This window comes from Massilia sp. UYP11 (assembly GCF_050434805.1).
GTDB lineage: Bacteria > Pseudomonadota > Gammaproteobacteria > Burkholderiales > Burkholderiaceae_D > Telluria.
On sequence record NZ_JBNDJE010000003.1, the window covers coordinates 387,502 to 408,900 of the forward strand.

The following is a 21,399-nucleotide window of genomic DNA, read 5'->3' on the forward strand; positions in this document are numbered from 1 at the left end:
ACACCATGCACCACCTCACCAGAGGCGCGCTCGCGCTCGCCTGCAGCATCGCCGCGTCCAGCGCCAGCGCGCAATCCGCGGTCCAGATCTACGGCATCGTCGACAGCGGCGTCGTCCACACCACCAATGCCGACGCCGAGGGCGACTCGATCACCAAGGTGCCGTCGCTGACCGGCTCCTTCCCGTCGCGCATCGGCTTTCGCGCCACCGAAGACTTGGGTGGCGGCCTGCAAGCCTTCTTCGTGCTGGAAAGCGGCCTGGCCATGGACACCGGCGCGCTCGGCCAGGGCAACCGCCTGTTCGGCCGCGCCGCCCACGTCGGCCTGAAAAGCGACTGGGGCACGCTGACGGTCGGGCGCCAGGTCAATATGACGTACATCGCGACCATCAAGACCGACGTGATGGGGCCGAACCTGTTTGCCATCAGCAGCATCGACGGCTACCTGCCGAACGCGCGCTCCGACAACGCGATCGGTTACATGGGCAATTTCGGCAACCTGGTGGCGGGCGCCACCTGGAGTTTCGGCCGCGACGCCTCCAGCGCCGGCGGGCCGGCCGCCACCAACTGCGCCGGAGAAGTGGCGGGCGACGCCAAGGCCTGCCGCCAGTACACGGCCCTGCTGGGCTGGGACACCAAACAGTGGGGCGTGATCGGCTCTTACGACAAATTGCATGGCAACAGCGGCGCCGCCTTCGGCCTGACCAGCAGCGCGCGTAGCGATGTGCGCACCACCCTGAATGGCTACCTGATGCTGGGAACCACCCGCCTCGGCGCCGGCGTCATCCACCGTGACACCGACGCCGCCACCGGCCAGTCGCTGTCGAACCTGTGGTACGTCGGTGCGAGCCATCCGATGGGACCGTTCACGCTCGACGCCCAGTGGGCCAGGCGCGACCTCAAGGACTCGCCGTCCGACGTGTCGATGCTGGTGGCGCGGCTGACGTATTCCCTGTCCAAGCGCAGCCACGTCTACGCCTCGTTGGGCCACATGGACAACGACGGCGCGTCGGCGGTGGCCCTGGATGCCGGCGGCACGGTCGGGGTCGGCATGGCGCAGACCGGCGTCATGATGGGCCTGCGCCACCACTTCTGAGCCAGGCGCTTCCCGGCGCCGGGGCTGGCCTAGGCCCCGGTGTCGGGCGTGTCCGCGCCGGCGCCAGGCGCGCGCAAACGCAGGTTCGCCGCCAGCATCGAAATGAACAGCCTGGTGGCCGGACTGAGCGGCCGCCGGGGATTGGACACGCTCACCACGCGCCGCACCAGGCGCGGCGAGACGATGCTGTGGGCGCGCAGGCTGCCGTCGTAGAGCTGCCGGTGCACCGCCACGCGCGGCACGATGCTCGCCATCCGGGTCTGTTCCACCAGCTTGATCGTCGCGACCAGCGAATCGATCTCGAACTTGGGCGCCAGCTCGATGTTCTCGCTCTCGAAAAAGCTGTCGATATTGGCGCGCAAGCCGTGGCCGCGGGTCGGCAGCACCAGATCGAGCCCGCTCCCCGCCATCTCGCGCAGCGTCAGGCAAGGCGACAGGCTGCCCTCGAACCGCTGACCGACGATCAGCACCATTTCTTCATCGATGATGTGTTCGACGTCGAGCGCAAGCAGACGACGCGGCTTGTTGACGATGGCCGCGTCGAGTCGCCCTTCCGCGACCCGGTCCGCCAGTACGCTGGTGTAGCCGTCGCTGACCGACACGTCGACCCCGGGATACTGGCGTGAAAACGCGCCGAGCGTGTCGACCAGCACGCCCTGCGTGATGGAAGCGATCAGGCCGATATTGACATGCCCGCGGATGTCTCCTTCGCTGCTCAGCATCTGCGCCTCGGCGTTCGAGAAGTCGCGCATGATCGGCAAAAACAGCCGGTACATCTGGCGCGCCGCGTCGGTCGGCACCATGCCGTTCTTGGTGCGCTCGAACAGCTTCTGGCCGAGATGCTCTTCGAGCCGGCCGATCTGCATGCTCAACGCCGGCTGCACGATATGAAGACGGTGCGCCGCGCGGGTGACCGTGCCTTCTTCGTACAGGGAAATGAAATAATGAATCTGACGGAAGTCCATGGACGAAACAGTGCGCGCTGGAGCTGACTGAAAGGAACATCATACCTGAGGGAGAACTGCTGACTGGAAGCACACGCACGCTTGAACGGTGAATTGTTAACAAAGTGATTAGAATTGACTGAACAGACTCATGCCTGCGGAGGGCTCATGCTCGATCTCGATCTTCCTTGGTGGGAATTCATTGCGCGCGGCGCCATCGTGTATTGCGCATTGCTGGTCATGATGCGCCTGTCGGGCCGCCGCACCGTCGGCCAGTTCACGCCGTTCGACCTGCTGGTGGTGATGCTGCTGTCGGAAGCGGTGTCGAACTCGATGACCGGCGGCGACGAATCGCTGCTCGGCGGCCTCATCATCGCCGCGACCCTCGTCGCGCTGACCGTGCTGTTCGCCTTCCTCACGTCGCGCAACAAGAAACTCGAGGAACTCATCGAAGGAAGCCCGGTGCTGATTGGCCGCGACGGCGTGTTCTTCGAAAAAGTCATGAAGCGCTGCCGTCTTTCCGAGAGCGATGTCGAGGAAGCGCTGCGCGAAGCCGACTGCCCCCGGCCCAGGATGAAATGCGCCTTTCTCGAAGCGGACGGGCGGATCAGCGTTCTGCGCAATCCAGAATAGCCTGGCCGTAACTTGCCGCAGCGCGCTTGCCTGAACGGCCGAGATTTCTCAACAGCCTTTTACTACCCGTACGGTGTGGGCGGGCCACGCCTCCTGTGCTAATTTTTTGGGCACCGCTGCCAATTCGGCGGCGCGATTGGTTTCTTTCCTGATCAGGAGGTCTACCATGAAACGAGTCCTCACCGTGTTAGCGCTGGCCGCGTCGACCTTGGTCGCCGCCACCAGCCAGGCCGCGCCGGTTTATTACCGCGCGGTTGCCAGCGGCCCCGCCGAAGAGATACCCAACGGCTCGCCCGGGTCGAGCGTATCAAGCTTCGAGATCGACGACCTCATCCTGCGCGCCGAGGTGCCGTTCCGCGACCTGTCCGCGCCGACCATCAGCGCCCACATCCATTGCTGCACGGTGGATGCCTTCCGCGGCGTGGCGCCGGTCGCCATCCCCCTCACGGACTTCCCGCTGGACGTGACGGCCGGTTCCTATTCCGCCGCCTTCGACCTGGGCAACCCGGCCGTCTACGATCCGGACTTCCTCGCGGCCAACGGCGGCACGCCGCAGCTGGCAAGCGGGGCGCTCATCAATGCGTTCAACGGCGACCAGGCTTACCTCAACATCCACAGCACCGCTTATCCGGACGGCGAAATCCGCGGCTTCGCGGTCGCGGCGCCGATTCCGGAACCGGGCACCTGGGCGATGATGGGGATGGGACTGGGCGTGCTGACGCTGCTGGCGCGGCGCCGCGTCATGCCGCAGCCACGGCGGGCGATCTAAGTACTCAGCCGGAAATAAATGTGAATTTTGGCAAACAGAACCGGATGCGGTGCAAGGCGGCGACTGCGCCGCAGTGCGAGCACTGCAAGCACGAGCCAACGCAGCAACGCGCCGGTTCTGGCAGCCAAAAACAGATTTATTTATGGGTGAGTACTTAGGGCCCGGCGCCTGCGCGGCGCGCCAGCAGGCGGCCCCAGGCCGGGATCGCGGCCTGCCAGAACTCGTCGCGCGAGCGCGGCGGCGCCAACCCGAACGCAAGATCCAGATCGAGAAAGCGCGCCGCATCCAGCAGTGCGGCGACGGCCGCGGGCTCGTCCCCCGCCGTCACCGCCAGCGCACCGGTCTGTTTCGACAACTTTTCACCGTTTTCATTGCGCACCACCGGCACGTGCAGGTAGCGCGGCGTCGGCACGCCAAGCAGGCGCTGCAGGTAGATCTGGCGCGGCGTCGAGTCGAGCAGGTCGGCGCCGCGCACGACGTCGGTGACGCCCTGCTCCGCATCGTCCACCACCACCGCCAGCTGATAGGCCCAGAACCCGTCGGCGCGCTTGAGCAGAAAGTCGCCCGAGTCGAGCGCCAGGTGCTGCGTGACCTTGCCCGCGAACCGGTCGATGAAGGTGATTTCATCATGGCCGGCCTCGGGCACGCGCACGCGCAGGCTGCGCATGGCGCGGCCCGGGCCCAGCCCGTGGCGGCAGGTGCCGGCATAGATCGCCGCGCCGTCGGGCGCGAAGCCCAGGCGCGAATCGGCAATCTCGCGCCGGTTGCAGCCGCAGGGATAGGTGTCTTGCGCGATGCGCTCCGCGGCGGCCTGGTACAGGCGCTTGCGCCGGCTCTGCCAGACGACTTCGCCGTCGGCATGCATGCCGAGCGCATCGAGCAGCGCCAGCATGCCCTCGGCCGCGCCAGGCACGCTGCGGCCCTCGTCGATGTCTTCGATGCGCACCAGCCAGGCGCCCCCGTGCCAGCGCGCGTCGAGGTAGCTGGCCAGCGCCGCCACCAGCGAGCCGGCGTGCAGCGGACCGGAGGGCGATGGGGCGAAGCGGCCGATATACGGAAGTTTCAAGTGGCGTCGCTCAATCTAGGTAAATTGCGTCGGGTGGACGGCTCACCGTCCACGCGTTCAAATCCTGCGTGCACCTGGACGTGCGGACGGTAGACGCGTCCACCCTACTTCTTCTTTTCGTGCCCGGCGATGATGCCGGTGACCTGGTCGATCACCTCGTTCGGCACCGCCAGCGAGAGTTGATAGTGAACGATCTCGAAACCCTTCGCCGTCTTGCGGATCACGCCGCTTGCCATCGCATGGCCCATGTTCCTGGTGTCGAGCAATTCGTCGAACCAGATCAGCGACTTGTCGGCGGACGCATAGACGTGGCGACGGGTGGCCTTGAACGTCCAGGCCGACCTGGCGTCGAAATACTTCTTCGACCAGGCCTTGAATTCGTCGCGGGTCCACAGCTCGCTGCGGTCGGTGCCGATGTAGACGCCGTCCTTGGCGATCTTGTCGAAATAGGCCATCCGCGTGTTGGCGGCGTCGTCATGCCACTCGTCGACGAAGGCATTGACCTGCTTCGTCAGCTCGGCATCGGTGGCGGCATTGGCAGCATTGGCGGCGCCGATCAAACCCAGGCACAGGAAGCAGGCGGTCAGGAAGCGTTTCACGAAAGATCCCTTCGATGGAGTGTGAGCGCGGTTATTGTACACATGCAAATGTGTAAGCAACACCACGCCCACGCCTGCTACCGGTGCAGCTCGCCCGCCCGCTCCGGCTGGTAGTCGATGTCGAGCACGGTGGCTTCGAAGGTGCCGCCGCCCGGGCGCTGCCAGGTGATGCTGGCGCCGATGCGCAGGCCCAGCAGGGCCGTGCCGACCGGGGTCAGCACGGACAGCTGCTCGCCGCTGTCCTTCATGTCCTTCGGATAGCTCAGGGTCATGGTCACGTCTTCGTCCGAGCCGGCGAAGCGAAAACGCACGCGCGAATTCATGGTGACGACGTCGGGCGGCATCTCCCACGGCTCGACCATTTCAGCACGCCCGAGTTCGTCCAGCAGGGCGTCGCGCGCAGTGGCTTGCGCGGCGGGGAGACGGTCGAGGATGCGTTCGAGACGCTCGAGGTCGAGCCAGGATACGACGATGGATGGTTTCATGTGTTCTCCACAAAATGACCGGATAAGGTCAAGATTGATGACGGCGCCGCATGATCGATGCGGCGATGCAGTAGATGGAGGCGGCCCGGGAGGATGGACAGGCGCTGGCCTGCCGTGGTTCCTCACCGAGCCAGGGAAAGCCGGGCGAGGTCGAGGCTGGAAAGATGCGCCGCTCGGCGCGCTGCCACGCGCACGCGAACGCCACCATCGCCCAGGGGCGATGCGGCGTCAAACGGTGGCAGGCGGAATGGATTCATGGCGGTCGGCTGAGACGATTAGCCCAGTATAGCGCGCTTTGTTTTCCAGTCAACCGGCGGCTGGCCTCAACGCTTACTTACTTACTTACTTACTTACTTACTTACTTACTTACTTACTTACTTGCTTACTTGCTTACTTGCTTACTTGCTTACTTGCTGGCAGCTGCCTTGCTGACGAGAGCGGCGAGCACCTGCCAGCGCTGTGGCTGGTTCAGCTTTGGCAGCTGGGCGAACAGTTGCGCAAACTGCGGCGCTTTCATCGTACGCTCCCGATCGATGACGACCGGAATTGGACCGCGCATCAGCTCAGTAGATCAATGCTCATCCACAGCTAAACAGGACAGCACCATAAAAAAAAAAGCGGGCCAAGGCCCGCTTTCCGATGACACCGCGTTGTGATTAACGCTTGTCGATGCTCGGCACGTCGCGCACCGGCGAACCGATGAACAGCTGACGTGGACGGCCGATCTTCTGCTCCGGATCGGCGATCATTTCGTTCCACTGGGCGATCCAGCCGATGGTGCGGGCCATGGCGAAGATGCCGGTGAACAGCGAGACCGGGATACCCAGGGCCGACTGCACGATGCCCGAGTAGAAGTCGACGTTCGGGTACAGCTTGCGCGACACGAAGTATTCGTCGTTCAGGGCGATCTTTTCCAGTTCCATTGCCAGCTTGAACAGCGGGTCGTCCTGCAGGCCGAGCTCGTTGAGCACTTCGTGGCAGGTTTCGCGCATCAGCTTGGCGCGTGGGTCGAAGTTCTTGTACACGCGGTGACCGAAGCCCATCAGCTTCACGCCCGAGTTCTTGTCCTTGACCTTCTCGATGAAGGCAGGGATGTTGTCGACGGTGCCGATTTCCTTCAGCATGTTCAGCGCGGCTTCGTTCGCGCCGCCGTGCGCCGGGCCCCACAGGCAGGCGATGCCGGCGGCGATACAGGCGAACGGGTTGGCGCCCGACGAACCGGCCAGGCGGACGGTCGAGGTCGACGCATTCTGCTCGTGGTCCGCGTGCAGGATCAGGATGCGGTCCAGCGCGCGCACCAGCACGTCGTTGACCTTGTACTCTTCGCACGGATTGCCGAACATCATGTACATGAAGTTGGCGCTGTACGACAGGTCGTTGCGCGGATACATGAACGGCTGGCCGACATTGTATTTGTAGGCCATCGCGACCAGGGTCGGCAGCTTGGCGATCAGGCGGATCGCCGAGATTTCGCGCTGCTTGGCGTCGTTGATGTCCAGCGAGTCGTGGTAGAACGACGCCAGCGCGCCGACGGTGCCGACCAGCACCGACATCGGATGCGCGTCGCGACGGAAGCCACGGAAGAAGAATTGCATCTGCTCGTGGATCATCGTGTGCTTGGTCACGGTGTCGTTGAACTTCTCTTTCTGCTCGGCGTTCGGCAGTTCGCCGTTCAGCAGCAGGTAGCAGGTCTCCAGGAAGTCGCAGTTGACGGCCAGTTGCTCGATCGGGTAGCCGCGGTACAGCAGCTCGCCCTTGTCACCGTCGATGTAGGTGATGCTCGAGTTGCAAGCGGCGGTCGACATGAAGCCAGGATCGTAGGTGAACTTGCCGGTCTGGCCGTACAGCTTGCGGATGTCGATGACGTCCGGGCCGATGGTGCCCTTGTAGATCGGCATGTCGACCGACGGGCTGCCGTCCGAGAACGACAGGGTGGCTTTGGTATCAGAGATGTTCATGGCACTTCCTTCTTGTGGGAGTGGGTCTACAAAATAAAACGAAACCGGAGGGCGCCGCGACCAGCCCGCGAGGCAGACCGGATGCCCAATTTCGCTTACGCTTGCCGCAACCGCGCCAGCAAGGCACGCACATGCGGCAGGTCGACCTCGCCGGAAGGCTCGGAGCGTCCCAGCAGCAGGTCCATCAACGGGTTGTCCGCCAGATCGAGCAGACGGGTCAGCGCATCGACCTCTTCGTCGGTCAGTTCTTCTTCGTGCGCGTCCAGGAAGCGCGTGAGAATCAGATCGTTCTCGAGCAATCCCCGGCGTGCGCGCCAACGCAGGCGGGCACGGTTGGCGGGATCGGCTTGATGCGCATTTGCACTAGGTTTCACACTAGAGTCCGTTGTTGGTTCGACATCATACCCCGGCTGCCGCGATTCGGCAGTACGGTACTTTTACTGTATTGCTTCGGCATGGTTGGGCCGACACGAGTATGCACACGTTCGCTGAACGCGTCGGCGGCAGAGCCGCCAACCCTACGGCAATATACCGATCGTAGGGTTGGCGGGTCCCCCGCCGACGCGTTCAACCGGCGCTCGAAACACCACGCCGTTATACGCACGTCTGCACACCGCATGCGGCGCCATGCCGGCCGCCGCATGCGCTACGCGACCATCAAATGGCGCGACGAACCAGCAGTTCCTTGATCTTGCCGATCGCCTTGTTCGGATTCAGGCCTTTCGGGCACACATCCGTACAGTTCATGATCGAGTGGCAGCGGAACAGGCGGTACGGGTCTTCCAGGTTGTCCAGGCGCTCGTTGGTCGCTTCGTCGCGCGAGTCGGCGATGAAGCGGTAGGCCTGCAGCAGGCCGGCCGGGCCGACGAACTTGTCCGGGTTCCACCAGAACGACGGGCACGAGGTCGAGCAGCAGGCGCACAGGATGCACTCGTACAGGCCGTCGAGCTCTTCGCGCTCTTCGGGCGACTGCAGGCGCTCTTTCTCGGGCTTGATCGAGTCGTTGATCAGGTACGGCTTGACCGAGTGGTACTGCTTGAAGAAGTTGGTCATGTCGACGATCAGGTCGCGCACCACCGGCAAGCCCGGCAGCGGACGCAGCACGATCGGCTGGGTCAACTCGTTCAGGTTGGTGGTGCAGGCCAGGCCGTTCTTGCCGTTGATGTTCATCGCGTCCGAACCGCACACGCCTTCGCGGCACGAGCGGCGCAGGGCCAGCGAGTCGTCGACGTCCGACTTGATGCGCTGCAGGGCATCCAGCAGCATCTTGTCGGTGTCTTTCAGCTCGACGGTCACGTCTTGCATGTATGGCTTCGAATCCTTGTCCGGATCGTAGCGGTAGATTTTCAGTTGGACGGTGCGTGCCATTTCATTACCTGTTCTGGGCCGGAACGTCGGTTCCGGCCATGGAAAATATTAGAAAGTACGGGCCTTCGGCTTGAAGGTGTCGACGGTCAGCGGTTTTTGCACCACGGGCTTGTACTCGAGGCGATTGCCTTCCGAGAAGAACAGCGTGTGCTTCATCCAGTTCTCGTCGTCGCGGTTCGGGTAGTCGCTGTGGGCGTGGGCGCCGCGCGATTCCGGACGCGCCGCCGCCGACACGATGGTCGCCTTGGCGGTCTCGATCAGGTTGTCGAGTTCCAGCGCTTCCACGCGGGCGGTGTTGAACACCTTCGACTTGTCCTGGAACGACACGTGCTTGCGGCGCTCGTCGAGCTTCATGATTTCCTTGACGCCCGTCTCCAGCAGTTCCTGGGTACGGAACACGCCGCAGTATTTCTGCATGGTGGCGCGGATGTCGTTGGCGACGTGCTGCACTTTTTCGCCACCGACCGAGGATTCAAGCTTGTTCAGGCGCGCCAGGGCGAAGTCGGCCGCGTCCGCTGGCATCGGCTTGTTCGACTTCTGCTTCAGGTTCGAGGCCACCACGTGGTTGCCGGCCGCGCGGCCGAACACCACCAGGTCGAGCAGCGAGTTGGTGCCCAGGCGGTTCGCGCCGTGCACCGACACGCAGGCGCATTCGCCGATCGCGTACAGGCCGTTGACGATCTTCTGTCCGCCGGTGCCGTCGGGCGCGACCACCTGGCCGTGGATATTGGTCGGGATGCCGCCCATCTGGTAGTGGATGGTCGGGACGACCGGAATCGGTTCCTTGGTCGCGTCGACGTTGGCGAACTTGTGGCCGATTTCCAGGATCGAAGGCAGGCGCTTCTCGATGGTGTCCTTGCCGATGTGGCGCAGGTCGAGCAGCACGTGGTCTTTATTGGGACCGCAGCCGCGGCCTTCCTTGATCTCCTGGTCCATCGAACGCGACACGAAGTCGCGCGGCGCCAGGTCCTTCAGGGTCGGCGCATAGCGCTCCATGAAGCGTTCGCCGTTCGAGTTGATCAGGATACCGCCCTCGCCGCGCACGCCCTCGGTGATCAGGACGCCGGCGCCCGAGACGCCGGTCGGGTGGAACTGCCAGAACTCCATGTCTTGCAGCGGCAGGCCGGCGCGCGCCGCCATGCCCATGCCGTCGCCGGTGTTGATGAACGCGTTGGTCGATGCGGCGAAGATGCGGCCTGCGCCGCCGGTGGCGAAGATGGTGGTCTTCGCTTCCAGGATCATCACGTCGCCGGTTTCCATTTCCAGGGCCATCACGCCGACCACGTCGCCGTCGGCGTCGCGGATCAGGTCCAGGGCCATCCACTCGACGAAGAAGTGGGTGCGGGCGCGGACATTACGCTGGTACAGCGTGTGCAGCAGCGCGTGGCCGGTGCGGTCGGCCGCGGCGCAGGCGCGCTGGACCGGCTTCTCGCCGAAGTTCGCGGTGTGGCCGCCGAACGGGCGCTGGTAGATGGTGCCGTCCGGGTTGCGGTCGAACGGCATGCCGAAATGCTCGAGCTCGTAGACGACCTTTGGGGCTTCGCGGCACATGAATTCGATCGCATCCTGGTCGCCCAGGTAGTCGCCACCTTTCACGGTGTCGAACATGTGCCAGTACCAGTCGTCCTCGCTCATATTGCCCAGCGAGGCGCCGATGCCGCCCTGCGCCGCAACGGTGTGCGAACGGGTCGGGAAGACCTTCGACAGGACCGCGACGTTCAGGCCGGCTTCGGCCAGTTGCAGCGATGCGCGCATGCCGGAACCGCCGGCGCCAACGATGACCGCGTCAAAGCGACGGGTAGGAATTGCGGTTTTGATTGCTGCCACGATTACACACTCCACAGAATTTGCACGGTCCAGGCGGCGCAGGCGATCAGCCAGAAGATCGTCGCGAGCTGGAGCAGCAGGCGCAGGCCTGCGTTCTTGACGTAGTCCATCCAGATGTCACGGATGCCGACCCAGGCGTGGTAGTACAGCGCCAGGAAGGTCACCAGCGAGAACAGCTTGAACCACTGTTTCGAGAACAGGCCGGCCCAGCCTTCATAAGTAAAATTCTGGCCGGTCAGGAAGGAGACCAGCAGGACGACCGTGTAGATCGCCATGACGATGGCGGTGACGCGCTGCGCCAGCCAGTCGCGGAAGCCGTAGTGGGCGCCGACGACCATGCGGCGTGGGCCGATATTATTCTTGGTTGCCATGATTTAAAACACTCCGAACAGTTTCATGCCGACCAGCGCGGTCAGCAGCAGGCTGATGATCAGCACCCAGCGCGCGGTCGATTGGGCAGCGTCCTTGTCCAGGGCAAAGTGATTGTCCATGAACAGGTGGCGGATGCCGGCGACGAAATGGTGCAGGTAAGCCCACGACAGGCCGAGCAGGATGATCTTGACGAGCGGCAGCGACACGATGCCGGCGAAATAGCCGAACGACGATTCCGACAGCAGGCTCTGCTGGAACAAATACAGCAGGAATGGCAGCATCAGGAACAACCCGGCGCCGCTGACGCGGTGCAGGATCGACACGATCGCCGATGGCGGCATGCGATATTTCGTCGTGATATCGCCGATTCCGACGTTGCGATACACCGGCCGCCCTTTCTTGCTTGCTTCTCTCACGGCTTCCGACATGATGGTACACCTCCCATTTAAGACAAATTTTTGTATGAACCCTGCATTCTTGCCGATTTCACGGCCTGGTCCGGGAAACTGGGACCAGGCCAGCGGGACAGCGGGCGGCGAACCGGGTCATGTCCGTCGCGTACCCAAAACCAATATATTTTAATCGCATTCGCGCAATCGCCGCAGAGGGGGCCTATCCCATCCGGCTATTTTCCGAATTATTCGAAAAGACAGAAAACAGAGAATTTCTACCTGACCGTTTTCTGCTTTATTCTCCTCACGACAATTCGTTCAAATAATGGTGGCTTGCGGTCGAGTACAGTTCGCGGCGCAGCTCGACGGCCTTGTCACCGTAGGTGAACGACACCCGCTCGCCGCACAGCAGCGGCGTGCCGGGCGCCACCTTCAGGTGCTCGGCCGTGGCCGCGTCGGCCGACACCGCCCGGATCTTCTCGGTCGCGCGGATCATGCGCGTGCCGAATTCCGTCTCGAACAGGCCGTACATCGGCCCCTTGTATTCCTGCAGCCGCTCCGCGCTCAGGCCCTTGAACAGCTGACCCGGCAGCCACAGCTCTTCCAGGATGGTCGGCTGGCCGTCGAACGATTGCACGCGCTTGATGTAGACCACGGCGTCGCCCGACTTGAGCTCGAGCAGGCGCGCGACCTCGGCCGGCGCACGAGTACGCTTGACTTCAAGGAAACGGTTCTCGGGATGATGGGGGACGCCTTCGTCCGGCATCAGTCGCAGGAAGCGGAAATGGGCGCGCTCTTCGGCGTGGCTGGCAACGAACGTGCCCTTGCCCTGGCGCCGCAGCACGAGGTTCTCGGCAGCCAGTTCGTCGATTGCCTTGCGCACGGTGCCCTGGCTGACCTTGAAACGGGCCGCCAGCTCGACTTCGCTCGGCATGAGTTCGCCAGGCTTCCATTCACCGGCCTGCAGGCTCTGGGTGATCAGCGCCTTGATCTGCTGATAGAGGGGCCGGAACGACGGCGAGCCACTGCTGACAGGATCAACGGCCGGATTGGACGGGGCGGAATTCATAGACCGCGATTTCACCACAAAAGTGCATGACCGTCCAGTATTAGAGGTCTTTAGATATGTGTCTTATATAAGACATATGATATTGAATTGACAGACCAAACGGCAGAGGAATACACTCATGGCCGACCGGGAGTCGGCGCCACTCTTGACATCATTGTACGCGCGCGACACCCGACTTTCGACCTTGAAGGCTTGAAGTGCGCTTTTGGTATCATTGCAGCTTCATCAAACCGCGGTGAAGCAACTTGTAGCCAAACAGGCGTATGCTCGGCGTCGACCTCGGCGCAAACCGTATTCATTCCCACTTTGGAGATTCATCATGGCTAAAACCCCAATGCGCGTCGCCGTCACCGGCGCGGCCGGCCAGATCGGCTATTCCCTGCTGTTCCGCATCGCCAGCGGCGACATGCTGGGCAAGGACCAGCCGGTCATCCTTCAGCTGCTCGAGATCGACAACGAGAAGGCACAGAAGGCGCTCAAGGGCGTGATGATGGAAATCGACGACTGCGCGTTCCCGCTGCTCGAAGGCATGACCGCCCACGCCGACCCGATGACCGCGTTCAAGGACGCCGACGTCGCCCTGCTGGTCGGCGCCCGCCCGCGCGGCCCGGGCATGGAGCGCAAGGACCTGCTCGAAGCCAACGCCCAGATCTTCACCGTGCAGGGCAAGGCCCTGGACGCCGTCGCTTCGCGCAACGTGAAAGTGCTGGTGGTCGGCAACCCGGCCAACACCAACGCCTACATCGCGATGAAATCGGCCCCGAACCTGCCGGCCAAGAACTTCACCGCCATGCTGCGCCTGGACCACAACCGCGCCCTGTCGCAAGTGGCGGCCAAGACCGGCAAGGCCGTCAAGGACATCGAGAAGATGATCGTGTGGGGCAACCACTCGCCGACCATGTACGCCGACTACCGCTTCGCCACCGCCGGCGGCGAGTCGATCAAGGACCTGATCAACGACCAGGAATGGAACGCCAACACCTTCCTGCCGACCGTCGGCAAGCGCGGCGCCGCCATCATCGAAGCGCGCGGCCTGTCGTCGGCAGCGTCGGCCGCCAACGCCGCCATCGACCACGTGCGTGACTGGGTGCTGGGCACTAACGGCAAGTGGACCACCATGGGTATTCCTTCGGATGGTTCCTACGGCATCCCGGAAGGCACCATGTTCGGCTTCCCGGTCACGACCGAGAACGGCGAGTACACCATCGTCCAGGGCCTGGATATCGATGCCTTCTCGCAAGAGCGCATCAACCTGACCCTGAAAGAGCTGGAAGAAGAAAAAGCCGGCGTCGCTCACCTGCTGGGCTGAGCCTGAACCTGGCGCGCGGCAGTCGCCGTGCGCCAACCGCGCCGTGCCGTTCAAGCGGCACGGCCGTTTTTATGTTGTGAGAGATATGCACCCTTCCGAGGTTTTATTCCAGGGCAAACGCCAGCCGCTCCTTCTCCCCGCCTGCGACCACTACGCCGGCTCCGAGAAGCTGATGCGTAAATCGATGGCCCTGCAACAAGAGCTTGGCCCCCTGTTCGACATCACCTTCGACTGCGAGGACGGCGCCGCTGCCGGCAGCGAACTGGAGCACGCCATCCTGGTGGCGCAGATGGTCAACAGCGACGACAACCGTTTCGACCGCATCGGCGCGCGCCTGCACGACCCGGCCAGCCCCCATTTTGCGAAGGACGTCGAGTTCATCGTCGGCGGCGCGGCGCAACGCCTGGCGTATGTGGTGCTGCCCAAGGTGGAAAGCGCGATCGAAGTCGCCCGCGCGATCGACCTGATCAACCAGCACGCCCAGGCCGCCGGCCGCCGGAGCGCCGGACCGACCAACCTGCCGGTGCACGTATTGATCGAGACCCACGGCGCGCTGCGCGAGGCCTACGACATCGCCGCCCTGCCTCAGGTCGAGTGCCTGTCGTTCGGCATCATGGATTTCGTCTCAAGCCACTACGGCGCGATCCCGGCCAGCGCGATGCGCACCCCGGGCCAGTTCACCCACCCGCTGGTGGTGCGCGCCAAGCTCGAGATGGTGGCGGCCTGCCACGCCCACGGCAAGGTGGCGTCGCACAACGTCACGACCGACATCAAGGACAGCCCGACGGTCGCCAACGACGCCCAGCGCGCCGGCGCCGAATTCGGCTTTACCCGGATGTGGAGCATCCATCCGGACCAGATCAAGCCGATCCTGAAGGCGTTCACCCCGCGCCTGTCCGAGGTCAATGAAGCGACGAATGTCTTGAGCGAAGCCATGGCGGCGGATTGGGGACCGATTGCCCAGCATGGCCGCTTGCACGACCGTGCGAGCTACCGATATTATTGGTCGGTGTTGCAGCGTGCCAAACTGGCGGGCCTCGCGCTGCCGGAAGCCGCTGCGGCAATCGTCCACCTCCCCGACAGCGAATAACCCGACCATGGCCACCCTCTTCCCCAAATTCGCCGCCGCCTGCGCTGTCGCGCTCGCGGCCGCCGGCATGTGCGCGCCGGCCACTGCCGCAGGCGCCGCCGCCAAGGAACCGCATCCGAAAGCGGAAAAAGTCCTGAAGGCGCAAGCCAAGAAGAAACCATCGAAGAAAGCGCAGGCCGCAGCAGCGGCCGCGGCGGCTGCGGCAGCGGCTGCCGCAGCTGCCAACCCGCTCGAGGTCGACGAGCCGGACATCACCGATACCAAGGTGACCGAATACGCTTGCGAACTCGGCAACAAGATCACGATCTATACCAACGAAGCCGACGACAGCCATATCGCGCTGCGCTGGAAGCAGCGCCTGCACCGCCTGGCCCGCATCGGCACCACCACCGGCGCGCTGCGCTTCGAGAATCCGCACTATGGCCTGATCTGGATCGGCATCCCGTCCAAGGGCATGCTGCTCGACTCGAAGCTCAACCGCCAGTTGGCCAATGAATGCAAGAACGCCGAACAGTCCGCGATCGTGGCGACCGCGGAACCGGAAGCGAGCAAGACTTGAAGGGCGCCTCGAAAAACTGTCGCGAGCGGCAGCAGTTTCGGTCGAGAAGCGCAACCGTACGGGCGTACGGTGAGCATCGCAGACCGAAAATGCAACGCGCAGCAGGTTTTTCGAGGTGCCCTGAAGATGCGGCGCGGATTTTCCCGGAACGCCGCGCTGTTCTGTCGCCCGAAGTTATCTGTCCGTTATTTCCGTGAACGCTGCTGTTGAAATAACAATATTCCCACTGAAGGAGAGATTATGTCTCGCAACACTCTGAACACACTGAAGGAATTCCCGATCGGCGCAGGCCAGAGCGGCCAGCTCCATTCGCTGCCGGCGCTGGCGGAAAACCTCGGTGTGAACCTGTCGCGCCTGCCGGTGTCGATCCGTATCGTCCTCGAGTCCGTCCTGCGCAACTGCGACGGCAAGAAGGTCACCGAAGAGCACGTCAAGCAAGTCGCCAACTGGGGCGCGACCGCAGAGCGTACCGACGAGATCCCATTCGTCGTGGCCCGCGTCGTGTTGCAGGATTTCACCGGCGTGCCGCTGCTGGCCGACCTGGCCGCGATGCGCAACGTCGCCGCCAAGATGGGCCTTGACGCGAAGAAGATCGAGCCGCTGGTGCCGGTCGACCTGGTGGTCGACCACTCGGTCACCATCGACCACTTCCGCGAGCCGAACGCGCTCGACCTGAACATGAAACTGGAATTCCAGCGCAACAACGAGCGCTACCAGTTCATGAAGTGGGGCATGCAAGCGTTCGACACCTTCGGCGTGGTGCCACCGGGCTTCGGCATCGTCCACCAGGTCAACCTGGAATACCTGGCGCGCGGCGTCATGAAGCAGGGTGACATGTACTATCCCGACACCCTGGTCGGCACCGACTCGCACACCACCATGATCAACGGCGTCGGCGTGGTCGGCTGGGGCGTGGGCGGCATCGAAGCCGAAGCCGGCATGCTGGGCCAGCCGGTCTACTTCCTGACCCCGGACGTCATCGGCGTCAACCTGAAGGGCAAGCTGCGCGAAGGCTGCACCGCGACCGACCTGGTGCTGACCATCACCGAACTGCTGCGCAAGGAAAAGGTCGTGGGCAAGTTCGTCGAGTTCTTCGGCGAAGGCACCCGTTCGCTGTCGACCACCGACCGCGCCACCATCGGCAACATGGCGCCCGAATACGGCGCGACCATGGGCTTCTTCCCGGTGGACGAAGCCACCGTCGACTACTTCCGCGGCACCGGCCGCACCGAAGAAGAACTGGCGGCCTTCGAAGGCTACTACAAGGCCCAGGGCATGTTCGGCATTCCACAGGAAGGCGAGATCGACTACACCCGCGTGGTGGAACTGGATCTGTCGACCGTGACCCCGTCGCTGGCTGGTCCGAAGCGTCCGCAAGACCGTATCGAACTGGGCCACGTCAAGAATACGTTCACCGACCTGTTCAGCAAGCCGACCACCCAGAACGGCTTCAACAAGAACCCGGACGACCTGCACAAGGTTTACGAGACCACCAACGGCGTGCGCGTGAAGAACGGCGACATCCTGATCGCCGCCATCACCTCGTGCACCAACACCTCGAACCCGAGCGTGCTGCTGGCCGCGGGCCTCCTGGCCAAGAAAGCCGTCGAGCGCGGCCTGACCGTGGCGCCGCACATCAAGTCGTCGCTGGCGCCGGGATCGCGCGTGGTCACCGAGTACCTGACCGCCGCTGGCCTGTTGCCTTACCTGGACAAGCTGGGCTTCGGCGTGACCGCCTACGGCTGCACGACCTGCATCGGCAATGCCGGTGACCTGACCCCGGAACTGAACGCCGCGATCACCCAGAACGACATCATCGCCGCCGCCGTCCTGTCGGGCAACCGCAACTTCGAAGCACGTATTCACCCGAACATCCGTTCGAACTTCCTGGCCTCGCCACCGCTGGTCGTCGCCTACGCGATCGCCGGCAACATGACGAAGGACCTGATGACCGAGCCGGTGGGCAAGGACACCAACGGCGTCGACGTCTACCTGGGCGACATCTGGCCGACCTCGCAAGAGATCGGCGAACTGATGCGCTTCGCGATGAACTCGGAAGTCTTCAAGAAGAACTACGCCGACGTCAAGGGCAACCCTGGCGCGCTGTGGGAACGCGTGTCGTCGACCGAAGGCCAGGTGTACAACTGGCCTGAATCGACCTACATCGCCGAACCGCCATTCTTCGCCGACTTCGAGATGACCCCGAAAGCGGCCGCCACCGGCATCACCGGCGCACGCGCGCTGGGCGTGTTCGGCGACTCGATCACCACCGACCACATCTCGCCGGCCGGTTCGATCAAGGAAGACGGCCCTGCAGGCAAGTGGCTGAAGGAACACAACGTGTTGAAGGCGGACTTCAACTCCTACGGCTCGCGCCGCGGCAACCACGAGATCATGATGCGCGGCACCTTCGCCAACGTGCGCATCAAGAACAAGATGATCCCGCCGAAGGCCGATGGCAGCGCAGTCGAAGGCGGCATCACCATCCATCAGCCGTCGGGCGAACAGATGTCGATCTACGACGCGGCAATGCAGTACGTGTCCGCGGGCACCCCGACCATGATCTTCGGCGGCGAAGAGTACGGCACCGGCTCGTCGCGCGACTGGGCCGCCAAGGGCACCCAGCTGCTGGGCGTGAAGGCCGTGGTCGTGCGTTCGTACGAGCGCATCCACCGCTCGAACCTGGTCGGCATGGGCGTGCTGCCGCTGCAGTTCATCGGCAACGACAGCGTCGAATCGCTGGGCATCACCGGCAAGGAAACCTACGACCTGAAGGGCCTGGAAGGCGAGATCAAGCCGCAACAACTGGCAACCCTGGTGATCCACCGCGAAAACGGCGAATCGCAGGAAGTCAAAGTGCTGCTGCGTATCGACACCCCGATCGAAGTCGACTACTACAAGCATGGCGGTATTCTGCCGTTCGTGCTGCGTCAGTTGCTGGCTGCCTAAATCGGGTAAGCCCGCTCAGGCGGGCTGCCGCTTCAAGCGAAAAGGGCTGGAATCCGGGAGGGTTCCAGCCCTTTTGTGTTTGCATGATCCTGTCCTGCCAGACATTTTCGAGAGTGTCACCAGATGGCAGTGGGAGTCATATTGAAGAGATGAGCTTGGCGCCACACGCGGTGAGATCCTGGTCATATGCGACCTGTTTGCCGTGATGCTTGCGGGTGCTTCCGCTGGGCTGGATCGGGAATTGGCCTTCGCATTTGGGGCAATAAGTAGTATCCCCTTCGACGGCGATTCGCTTGCTGAGCACTGTGAAATCTCCGGCTGCCGATATAACCTCTCCGCCATGGCTGGTTTTATCTCCGAGGCGGATAACGCCGCGTCCGTTTTGATCCTTCATGGTATCTTTTTCCCTTAGATCGTCAGACGGCGCTGGTCCCAGTATCCACATGATGGACCGCCGCAACAGCGTGATCATCGGTACCGAGGTAGACTCTTCGGTAGCGCCAATAACCAGGGCTTTCCAGTATAGGCGAATTAAATCCAGCGAGCGAATCATGCACGTAGTGTTCAAATAATCTGGCGAAAGAAGTAGGCGTCGGCTTGGACTTCTGAGCAATCTCAAGTATAGATCGAGCCTCCGGCTCAAGCGATCTCAATCTCGACAAATCGTATTTTTCGAGACATGATGATGGTTTTCATCGCCGCCTGTGCCATCTGACCGAAACTCCTATGTTTATTCATTCGCCCCATTATATTAGCATCATCGACCAATGTCTTATTATGGCTGAGCAACACCCTCCTATCCATCTCGCCTGCGCGAACGACTTGGCTAGTTGTGTGAAAGCGGTCACGAATTTGCCAACGCCAATTTAGATAAGGTTGAAGCCATTCGTAAACTGGCCGCGGGTTCAACGTAGCTTGGTCAATAAACTCTTCGTAAGCCTTGGCAAGATCGGGGTGAATAGCAAATGGATCATATTCTCCGTCGGCAGGACGTGATTTAGTGATCGGAGCGCCAGCTGCCACAGCACATTCCAGCATATGATTCAAAGGTATCTGTGACAGTTTTTGTGAATCGTCCCCTACCGCAATACCGAGTTCCCCTGGCCGATATCCGCCACCGACGTCACTATGCGAACCCGGATAAGCAAATTGGAGCCAGCCCTGCTGCACTTTTCCATCAATGCCAATGAGATCGAGAGGGAAGTTTCGTCGAAGCTCGTGCATTGCCACCATGTGCACACAGTTTTTAACGGAAGATGGTAAGCGCAGAGCTTCAGCACTAGCCCAAGCGCCGTGCCCCCCAGTTGATTTGGTTGCAAACGCAATTACGCCAGACCAAAATCCCGCCGATGCAACAGTATCGACAATTCCAACAAACCGGAAACGCAACGGCACCCCAGCGAGGCATTCGCCAACAAGCAATTCATTCAACCAGCTACAGAACACTCGTGCTTCCGCTGCACCTCTGGAGAATCCAAAAACATCGATGAAGCATTCTACAATACGAGGCTTTCCAGTCTTGAGTTTTTCCTTCAAGAGCTTACATTGTCGCGTCAAAAAATCCCGCCTATTCCCATCTCCCATCTCCGGCTCCAACAAGCCACTGTCTTCACCGAGCTTCGCCAAATTCTCCTTATCAATTTTAAGATTCACATATGAACCATTACGACACAGGGCAAGAACAGCACTTTTATCAAAAAGGTTTTCAGAATAGCACTGCCGGTGAAGAAAGTTCAATATCTCTAATAAACCGAAGATCACCCGCCCTTCACAGCCAAATGCACAACCAGCGCCCAAAGAGCTTCTCTCATTCTCTCCAATATCAGAAAACTTCGTACCGACCCCCGGAACATAGATTCGATGAGAACCGAGTTTTTCATTTGAATAATAGGCGCCATATAATCTTGCAATATTTGTATGGGAGCGCGAAGGAGAGTCTTCATCGAGGTTGTTGTTAGTTCCATCAAAAAATATTCCCACATTTATTCTATTTTCGCATTTTTTTACGTTACACTCGCTCTCCGGAAGGACCCTCTTAATTTGCGAAGCTGGCGAGGCTTTAACTGGAAGAACTGTAAATTTCGATTCTTTTGTATTTTTCATCTCCAGTCCCCATGTAACTTTCTATCATTGTAAATTTTCCGCTCTAATTCATCCAATTCCCCTTTGCTAAAAATAGCCTTAATAGGACGTCCTGGTGTCGCCACATTTTCCGCCAAGGCATCATCAGCCTGAATTGGATGGAGTTCGCCACTGGATGTATATCTGCTCACCACAATTCGCACGCGCCCATTAGAAAAAAAATGAACATAAAAATCTCCCGGCTCTACGTATGACTCAACCGGCACCTGTGCTTGATATATTCCCTCAAGCTCTACAGTTTCCGGGGCAGTTGGATCAGCGTGCCTAATAATTCGACTCACCTCCCAACGCACGTCTGCTGATAGATTTGAACTCGGTTGCCTTGGTAAATTCACACAACATCTTCTACTACCGCCCCCACCGCCTTCTCCAACGTTATCACTGATACTTTTGTTGATATAGAAATTATTGACGACATGATCTGCGCCAAGATGATGAACGCCTACGACGTCAGCAGGAAAGCGTTCTTCTTTCACGTCTTGCTCTAACATCCTTAAGCCGAGCGAGACGAATATTCCCGCCGCCACCAGTGAAATTCCCAGCCTCCGCCATGAATAGAATTTTTTGATTAGTTTCATAGATTCCTGGAGCCTTTACATGAGAGCAGGGAATGCGTCTACCACTAAGATTTATTCCTCGAGACAAACTTGTCTTTCGCACACGATTTTACTAAGCCGTTCGTGGAAATATTTAGCTTAACTATTCCCAAAGATGTTTAAGTTGATTGGCATTCTGATACCGGAGAAATTTTATTCGGAAAAATGCGAAAATCGT

General features: G+C 61.3%; 21 protein-coding genes. 7 read left to right on the forward strand and 14 right to left on the reverse strand.

Annotated elements, in window-relative coordinates; all coding sequences use genetic code 11:
- Nucleotides 1–5 precede the first annotated feature (5 nt).
- Entirely contained in the window at nt 6–1,094 is a 1,089-nt protein-coding gene (locus ABIB38_RS08390; protein WP_429203303.1) for a porin, read from the forward strand.
- A gap of 29 nt (nt 1,095–1,123) precedes the next feature.
- On the opposite strand, the gene ABIB38_RS08395 is transcribed toward ABIB38_RS08390, so the two are convergent.
- Nucleotides 1,124–2,059 (reverse strand): LysR family transcriptional regulator, encoded by a 936-nt coding sequence (locus tag ABIB38_RS08395; protein WP_429203304.1) that lies wholly within the window; start codon nt 2,057–2,059, stop codon nt 1,124–1,126.
- Nucleotides 2,060–2,206: 147 nt separating this feature from the next.
- Here ABIB38_RS08395 and ABIB38_RS08400 point away from each other — a divergent pair, with 147 nt between their 5' ends.
- Both ABIB38_RS08400 and ABIB38_RS08405 read left to right on the forward strand, forming a co-directional pair.
- Nucleotides 2,207–2,671: a DUF421 domain-containing protein gene (locus ABIB38_RS08400; protein WP_429203305.1), complete on the forward strand. Its 465-nt coding sequence runs from the start codon at nt 2,207–2,209 to the stop codon at nt 2,669–2,671.
- Nucleotides 2,672–2,837: 166 nt separating this feature from the next.
- The gene (locus tag ABIB38_RS08405; RefSeq protein ID WP_429203306.1) at nt 2,838–3,440 is read left to right on the forward strand and encodes a CHRD domain-containing protein; all 603 of its coding nucleotides are present in this window, start codon (nt 2,838–2,840) and stop codon (nt 3,438–3,440) included.
- Between the two features lie 154 nt (nt 3,441–3,594).
- On the opposite strand, the gene gluQRS is transcribed toward ABIB38_RS08405, so the two are convergent.
- From gluQRS to ABIB38_RS08455, 10 genes are all read right to left on the reverse strand, one after another.
- Nucleotides 3,595–4,506 (reverse strand): tRNA glutamyl-Q(34) synthetase GluQRS, encoded by a 912-nt coding sequence (gene gluQRS, locus ABIB38_RS08410; RefSeq protein WP_429203307.1) that lies wholly within the window; start codon nt 4,504–4,506, stop codon nt 3,595–3,597.
- A gap of 104 nt (nt 4,507–4,610) precedes the next feature.
- A complete protein-coding gene (locus ABIB38_RS08415) occupies nt 4,611–5,105 on the reverse strand; it encodes a nuclear transport factor 2 family protein (RefSeq protein ID WP_429203308.1) in 495 nt (164 codons plus the stop codon).
- Between the two features lie 77 nt (nt 5,106–5,182).
- Complete coding sequence (gene rnk / locus ABIB38_RS08420) at nt 5,183–5,590, reverse strand: nucleoside diphosphate kinase regulator (protein WP_429203309.1); 408 nt, start codon at nt 5,588–5,590, stop codon at nt 5,183–5,185.
- Between the two features lie 656 nt (nt 5,591–6,246).
- The gene (gltA, locus tag ABIB38_RS08425; RefSeq protein ID WP_429203310.1) at nt 6,247–7,548 is read right to left on the reverse strand and encodes a citrate synthase; all 1,302 of its coding nucleotides are present in this window, start codon (nt 7,546–7,548) and stop codon (nt 6,247–6,249) included.
- A 95-nt stretch (nt 7,549–7,643) separates the two neighbouring features.
- On the reverse strand, nt 7,644–7,922 hold the full coding sequence (locus ABIB38_RS08430; protein WP_429203311.1) for a succinate dehydrogenase assembly factor 2: 279 nt from the start codon (nt 7,920–7,922) through the stop codon (nt 7,644–7,646).
- 283 nt (nt 7,923–8,205) lie between these two features.
- Entirely contained in the window at nt 8,206–8,916 is a 711-nt protein-coding gene (locus ABIB38_RS08435; RefSeq protein ID WP_429203312.1) for a succinate dehydrogenase iron-sulfur subunit, read from the reverse strand.
- Nucleotides 8,917–8,964: 48 nt separating this feature from the next.
- Entirely contained in the window at nt 8,965–10,743 is a 1,779-nt protein-coding gene (gene sdhA / locus ABIB38_RS08440) for a succinate dehydrogenase flavoprotein subunit (RefSeq protein WP_429203313.1), read from the reverse strand.
- Nucleotides 10,744–10,745: 2 nt separating this feature from the next.
- Complete coding sequence (gene sdhD / locus ABIB38_RS08445; protein ID WP_429203314.1) at nt 10,746–11,114, reverse strand: succinate dehydrogenase, hydrophobic membrane anchor protein; 369 nt, start codon at nt 11,112–11,114, stop codon at nt 10,746–10,748.
- A gap of 3 nt (nt 11,115–11,117) precedes the next feature.
- Nucleotides 11,118–11,543: a succinate dehydrogenase, cytochrome b556 subunit gene (sdhC, locus tag ABIB38_RS08450; RefSeq protein WP_429203315.1), complete on the reverse strand. Its 426-nt coding sequence runs from the start codon at nt 11,541–11,543 to the stop codon at nt 11,118–11,120.
- Between the two features lie 268 nt (nt 11,544–11,811).
- Nucleotides 11,812–12,576, reverse strand: a complete 765-nt coding sequence (locus tag ABIB38_RS08455) for a GntR family transcriptional regulator (RefSeq protein WP_429203316.1) — start codon at nt 12,574–12,576, stop codon at nt 11,812–11,814.
- Nucleotides 12,577–12,895: 319 nt separating this feature from the next.
- Between ABIB38_RS08455 and ABIB38_RS08460 the strand changes: the two genes are divergently transcribed.
- The 4 genes from ABIB38_RS08460 (at nt 12,896) to acnA (ending at nt 18,483) form a co-directional block, all read left to right on the forward strand.
- Entirely contained in the window at nt 12,896–13,885 is a 990-nt protein-coding gene (locus tag ABIB38_RS08460; RefSeq protein WP_429203317.1) for a malate dehydrogenase, read from the forward strand.
- An 85-nt stretch (nt 13,886–13,970) separates the two neighbouring features.
- Nucleotides 13,971–14,975, forward strand: a complete 1,005-nt coding sequence (locus tag ABIB38_RS08465; protein WP_429203318.1) for an HpcH/HpaI aldolase/citrate lyase family protein — start codon at nt 13,971–13,973, stop codon at nt 14,973–14,975.
- 7 nt (nt 14,976–14,982) lie between these two features.
- Nucleotides 14,983–15,534, forward strand: coding sequence for a hypothetical protein (locus ABIB38_RS08470; protein ID WP_429203319.1), 552 nt, complete (start codon nt 14,983–14,985; stop codon nt 15,532–15,534).
- A gap of 240 nt (nt 15,535–15,774) precedes the next feature.
- A complete protein-coding gene (gene acnA, locus ABIB38_RS08475) occupies nt 15,775–18,483 on the forward strand; it encodes an aconitate hydratase AcnA (RefSeq protein WP_429203320.1) in 2,709 nt (902 codons plus the stop codon).
- A 136-nt stretch (nt 18,484–18,619) separates the two neighbouring features.
- On the opposite strand, the gene ABIB38_RS08480 is transcribed toward acnA, so the two are convergent.
- The 3 genes from ABIB38_RS08480 to ABIB38_RS08490 all read right to left on the reverse strand — a co-directional run bounded on the left by ABIB38_RS08480 (nt 18,620) and on the right by ABIB38_RS08490 (nt 21,203).
- Nucleotides 18,620–18,877, reverse strand: coding sequence for a PAAR domain-containing protein (locus ABIB38_RS08480; protein WP_429203383.1), 258 nt, complete (start codon nt 18,875–18,877; stop codon nt 18,620–18,622).
- A gap of 245 nt (nt 18,878–19,122) precedes the next feature.
- Complete coding sequence (locus ABIB38_RS08485) at nt 19,123–20,586, reverse strand: T6SS phospholipase effector Tle1-like catalytic domain-containing protein (RefSeq protein WP_429203321.1); 1,464 nt, start codon at nt 20,584–20,586, stop codon at nt 19,123–19,125.
- On the reverse strand, nt 20,583–21,203 hold the full coding sequence (locus ABIB38_RS08490; RefSeq protein WP_429203322.1) for a DUF3304 domain-containing protein: 621 nt from the start codon (nt 21,201–21,203) through the stop codon (nt 20,583–20,585). The genes ABIB38_RS08485 and ABIB38_RS08490 overlap by 4 nt, the downstream gene beginning before the upstream one ends.
- Nucleotides 21,204–21,399 lie beyond the last annotated feature (196 nt).